At 31.9% G+C, this 4,513-nt stretch carries 3 protein-coding genes and 4 pseudogenes; 1 reads left to right on the forward strand and 6 read right to left on the reverse strand.

Annotated elements, in window-relative coordinates; genetic code table 11:
• The 6 genes and pseudogenes from BAU27_RS30010 to BAU27_RS33160 all read right to left on the reverse strand — a co-directional run.
• Window positions 1–735, reverse strand: a 735-nt coding sequence (locus BAU27_RS30010) for an acyltransferase family protein (protein WP_139254711.1), incomplete at its 3' end; no start/stop codon positions are given.
• A gap of 297 nt (window positions 736–1,032) precedes the next feature.
• Complete coding sequence (locus BAU27_RS30015; protein ID WP_071745407.1) at window positions 1,033–1,221, reverse strand: hypothetical protein; 189 nt, start codon at window positions 1,219–1,221, stop codon at window positions 1,033–1,035.
• A 170-nt stretch (window positions 1,222–1,391) separates the two neighbouring features.
• Window positions 1,392–1,862 (reverse strand): annotated as a pseudogene (locus BAU27_RS30020) (IS6 family transposase); the annotation flags it as partial.
• 294 nt (window positions 1,863–2,156) lie between these two features.
• Entirely contained in the window at window positions 2,157–2,897 is a 741-nt protein-coding gene (locus tag BAU27_RS30025; RefSeq protein ID WP_071772994.1) for a YrrS family protein, read from the reverse strand.
• 260 nt (window positions 2,898–3,157) lie between these two features.
• Window positions 3,158–3,393, reverse strand: a pseudogene (locus tag BAU27_RS30030) (sodium:proton symporter); the annotation flags it as partial.
• Window positions 3,394–3,694: 301 nt separating this feature from the next.
• Window positions 3,695–3,844, reverse strand: a pseudogene (locus BAU27_RS33160) (histidine kinase); the annotation flags it as partial.
• A 252-nt stretch (window positions 3,845–4,096) separates the two neighbouring features.
• Between BAU27_RS33160 and BAU27_RS30040 the strand changes: the two are divergent.
• A pseudogene (locus tag BAU27_RS30040) lies at window positions 4,097–4,513 on the forward strand (zinc dependent phospholipase C family protein); the annotation flags it as partial.

Raw genomic sequence — 4,513 nt, forward strand, 5'->3', positions numbered from 1 at the left:
AGTTCCTCCCACTACATCAAGAATGAGACGCGCCCTTGGAATAATTTTATTTGCAAGCCTATTGCTTGGCCAAATTAAGGCAAGTGCCGCTCCAATAAGTAAAGAAAAGGCCCTCGTATCTGTGCCATAATAAATTCTACTCGGATCAGCTCCAGGTTCATACAAAATTGCCATTGCTAAAGCTGAAGCAACAGCTCCCAGACAAATCAATAAAATCATACGGGATTGTTTTTTTATGTGGTAAAGTCCTAAACTAATGATAAACGGCCAGACAACATAGAATTGTTCCTCAACTGCTAACGACCAAAAATGATTCAATGGAGAAAGCTGGTTAAAATTATCAAAGTACGATAATTTATGATAAATATACCACCAGTTACTAACATAAAATAACGCCGCTAATGAATCTCCACGCATTGTTTCAAGTAAAGAGCTATGAAAAATCGTAATCCATGCCAACGTTATAACGAGCATAACAAACATTCCTGGAAGTAATCTCCTTGCTCTACTAAGCCAGAATTTCTTCAAATCAATTCTCTTATTTCTCTTCCACTCCATCGCTAGAATATCTGTAATTAAATAACCTGAGAGTACAAAAAATACAGTAACCCCTAAAAACCCTCCAGGCATCCAATTAAAATTAATATGATACAAAATAACACCTAGTATAGCTAGGCCCCTTAGACTATCTAATCCAACCATATAACGACTATTTTTATTAAAAGTTTTAGTCACCTACAACCACATCCATTCATTGGAAATTAGGTAAACAATAGCGTTATACAATGCTATTAATTTCCTAAAATCGTATAAGCTAAACTATAAAAAAACACCATTTGGGAAGGCTCTTTTATTATAATTACATACACAGTAACTAATACTTTATCAGGTTATCTGTTTCTGTTGTGAAAATTTTTAAACTAGGTGTTTTTGCTTATTCCCCCAAAAAAGAGACATATGCTAAATTAATTAAAAAGTACACTTTTGATACGTTTTTACAGACGTATCAAGGACTTACATTGTGAGTATGATCTATAACGAATATGTAAAAGGTTTCCTATAAAGAAACGTTATAAAAAAAGGTCTACTCATTACGAGCAGGCTCTCTACTTTCCTAACCCAGCCTACTTTATTTAAAGCTTCGGCTGCTTCTGTAAACGTTGGTGCATAAGTAGAAAATAATAAAAATAATGATACTATAAGTCCTATGATTCTCTTCATACTCGCATCTCCTTATCACTCCATTAAAAACCTTTTAATTATATTTTGATACTATCTAAATATAAACAGATATGCATAATTACATATTTCTCTTATTGATAGAATGTACAGTTCTGGTGTAAAAAATGATAAGTAAAAAAGTATCAAGAATTCCTCAACTGAATCACCTGTTAAACAGTTAATCCAAACAGCCAGTTGATAAAAATATTCTGATTTTGGACAGACTGGTCCTGCAAATCAATTTGTTCTTTTTTGGGCATATGCATGGCATCAATACCACTCAATATAGAAGCTGATGTTTTGTATGATTTAAATCCCAAAATAGAGCGTATACGTTTTTTAATAAAACGATGATCTTGTTCTACTATGTTATTTAAATATTTTATCCTTCGGGTTTTGGTGCCCATTGATATCCTTTTTTCTTCCTTCAACTGTTCGATAGCAATTGGATAAGCAGGACTCTTATCGACTGTTATAACACGAGGCTTTGAAACATGAAAAGACTACAAAGCTTTCTTAAAAAAGCGCTTTGCAGCCTTATGATTTCTAGATTTACTCAAATAAAAGTCAATCGTGTTTCCTTCAGAATCAACGGCACGATATAAATACATTCATTGTCCTTTTATTTTTATGTATATTTCTCATGCTATCAGTAAAATGATATGTGTCGTCAAGAACGAGACGCTAAAACACCTGAACACGAGCCTATACGGTCTGTCGTGAGAGTGGTGATGACACACCGCAACCTTGTACGTCAGCGATACCAGAAATGGACTTCGCCTTTGGTAGCAAGAACACCAATGATGTTAGTCAGCTTGCCCCTTTAGGGGTGGGAGCGTCAACTAAAACATCATATAGAACCAAGTTTATCTTATCTAGACTATAATAGCTTAGTCGCTCACAACAAGAGAGGATAGCATTTAGATTTTGCTTATTTATTTTACCACTTGAACAGATACTGGTTTCCACCCCTGATTCTCTACCCAATCAATATCAACCTTATATTTTTTATTACTTTGCTTATCTCGTACATTACCGTAGGCTTTATTATTACCATTATTCCCAATAAAATCAAAAATCAATTGACTCTCTGGAACATCAACAGCATAAGAAATTGCTTTTTTCATCTCATTCCAATCTACTGTTCCTTCTTTAAATTGCATTGCAGGTTTTGCTCCTTGCTCTGTACCAATTGCCTTCCAAGAAGAATTAGTTTGAGAACCCTTTTCTTGAGATATCGTTTTTTCTCCCTCTTTATTTTCATTTTCTTTCGTTTTTACAAGTTCTTCTACTTTTTGTTTCTCTTCTAAATGTGCTGTTTCTTTATCTTCGTTTTTCTTTTCTTCTATCTTTGCTGCTTCTTTATCTTCGTTTTTCTTTTCTTCTATCTTTGCTGCTTCTTTATCTTTGTTTTTCTTTTCTTCTACCTTTACTGCTTCTTTATCTTTGTTTTTCTTTTCTTCTACCTTTACTGCTTCTTTATCTTCGTTCTTCTTCTCTTCTATCTTTGTTGCTTTCTTTTCTTGAGCAATTGCTTTCTTTGATGTATCAGAAGTGAAAAACAACTGATACGTCACTATACCAACTGTTAATAATACCACACTAAATGCGATATTAAATATCCCCTTATGACGACGATTTTGTTGTTTTGCTTGAAACCTGCTTCCTTGTTCCATTTTTCAAACCTCCGTGTTTATTTTCGCTACTAATCTTTACGTATTGTTCCTAAGAATCTTAATATTTTTATTAAATAATGAAAATATTAAGGTTTGTGCGTTTTCAAGTATCTGATATATGTTATTCAAAAATAGTTTAATAAATTAAAGATTAATAAGTTTCTGTACTTAAGTATACTTATTAACAAATAAGCCTCTTCTTCACCGATTTATAATTTTTAAAATCAACTGTCCTCTTTAGTTGGCGCTTTCTAATGGAAATGCCGTGAAACCAAAAAAGATTTCACCTTCTTTTCAGAATAACTTTCGTCACTAGGGAATTCTATTATTCCTAATCTAACCTTTAATTCGCTTTCATTACAAAACGAATCTTTATGAAGTCCCCTTATCTTTTGTATAAAGCGCTTTTATTTTTTTCAATATAAAGCAATATTTCTTTGTTTATGACCTTCTTAAAAGCTTCTTCTCTACTATAAAAGTCATTTAAACTATACAATCCATATCATTTAATATGTTACGTTTCTATTAATTCCACCTCATTTTCCATACGATACTATTACTTCTGAATATTACATTTACTACGAATACACATTCCGGCTTACTTGAATTATAAATTGCGCTTATCTATAATACATTTTATTATTAATAACTTCAATACTACATATGTAGTATTGAATGGATGCAAAAAAACATGGAAATTTAATTCAAGCCCTATCAAAATGAAAATAAAAAACACCTGTGATATACACAAAGTGCTTTTCTCTTGTCAATTTATCTATTTTCTTTTTATACCTCAACTCCTTCGAATCATACTTTTCTAGGGTTTGCTGCAATTCATTTTGTTCATATGGAATATGTTTATCTGTCTGTACATCTTCAACATTTTCTCCACCTGCTAATAATCTCCTGTACTTAAATGCGTGCCCTGTTAATAATGGTGTAATCATTTTGTATGGCCCTCCTTTTGTTTGATTACTTGTATCATAAAACAAGTATCTGAGGTTGATATGTAGTCTACTTTACTGAGAAAACTAACAAATAAAAAAGGAAACCTGCATGTTCGTTATAGTGATTTTTAAGTTATATATATTTATATAACTTTATTAATATGCAATATTACATATTAGGATTTTCCTGTATCTTCATGATATTGATGTATTTATAATACTTATATCTTCATATTTAGAAAGGAATAAAAAATGAAAAAAATCACATCAACACTATGTATAGCTGGAATGACTTTAACTATTTTAGGAGTAACTCCTCAAAGTAGTTATGCTCATCTCGATCAAATTGATTTAACTGAGAATGATCCTATTACCGCTCGATGGTCTGCAGAAGCTCCGTATCATTCTGATAAAAGTACACATTTATGGATTGCAAAACAAGCTATTGAAATTATGAAAACAGAATCTAATGTTGAAGCAAATAAGCAGGCTGTGGACTTTTTAAATTATCCGCAATATAAAAATCTATTTTCTAAAGGATTATATGATGCAGATTATAATGCAGAATTTAACGATGGCGGAACAGGAATAGGCGGTGTTTTTAAAGGCGGATGGAAATCTCATTTTTATGATCCTGATACTAAAGAAAATTATAGAGGAGAAACAAAT

The sequence above is a fragment of the Bacillus sp. NH11B genome, from assembly GCF_001884205.1.
In the GTDB taxonomy this organism is placed as follows: Bacteria; Bacillota; Bacilli; order Bacillales; family Bacillaceae_G; genus Bacillus_A; species Bacillus_A proteolyticus.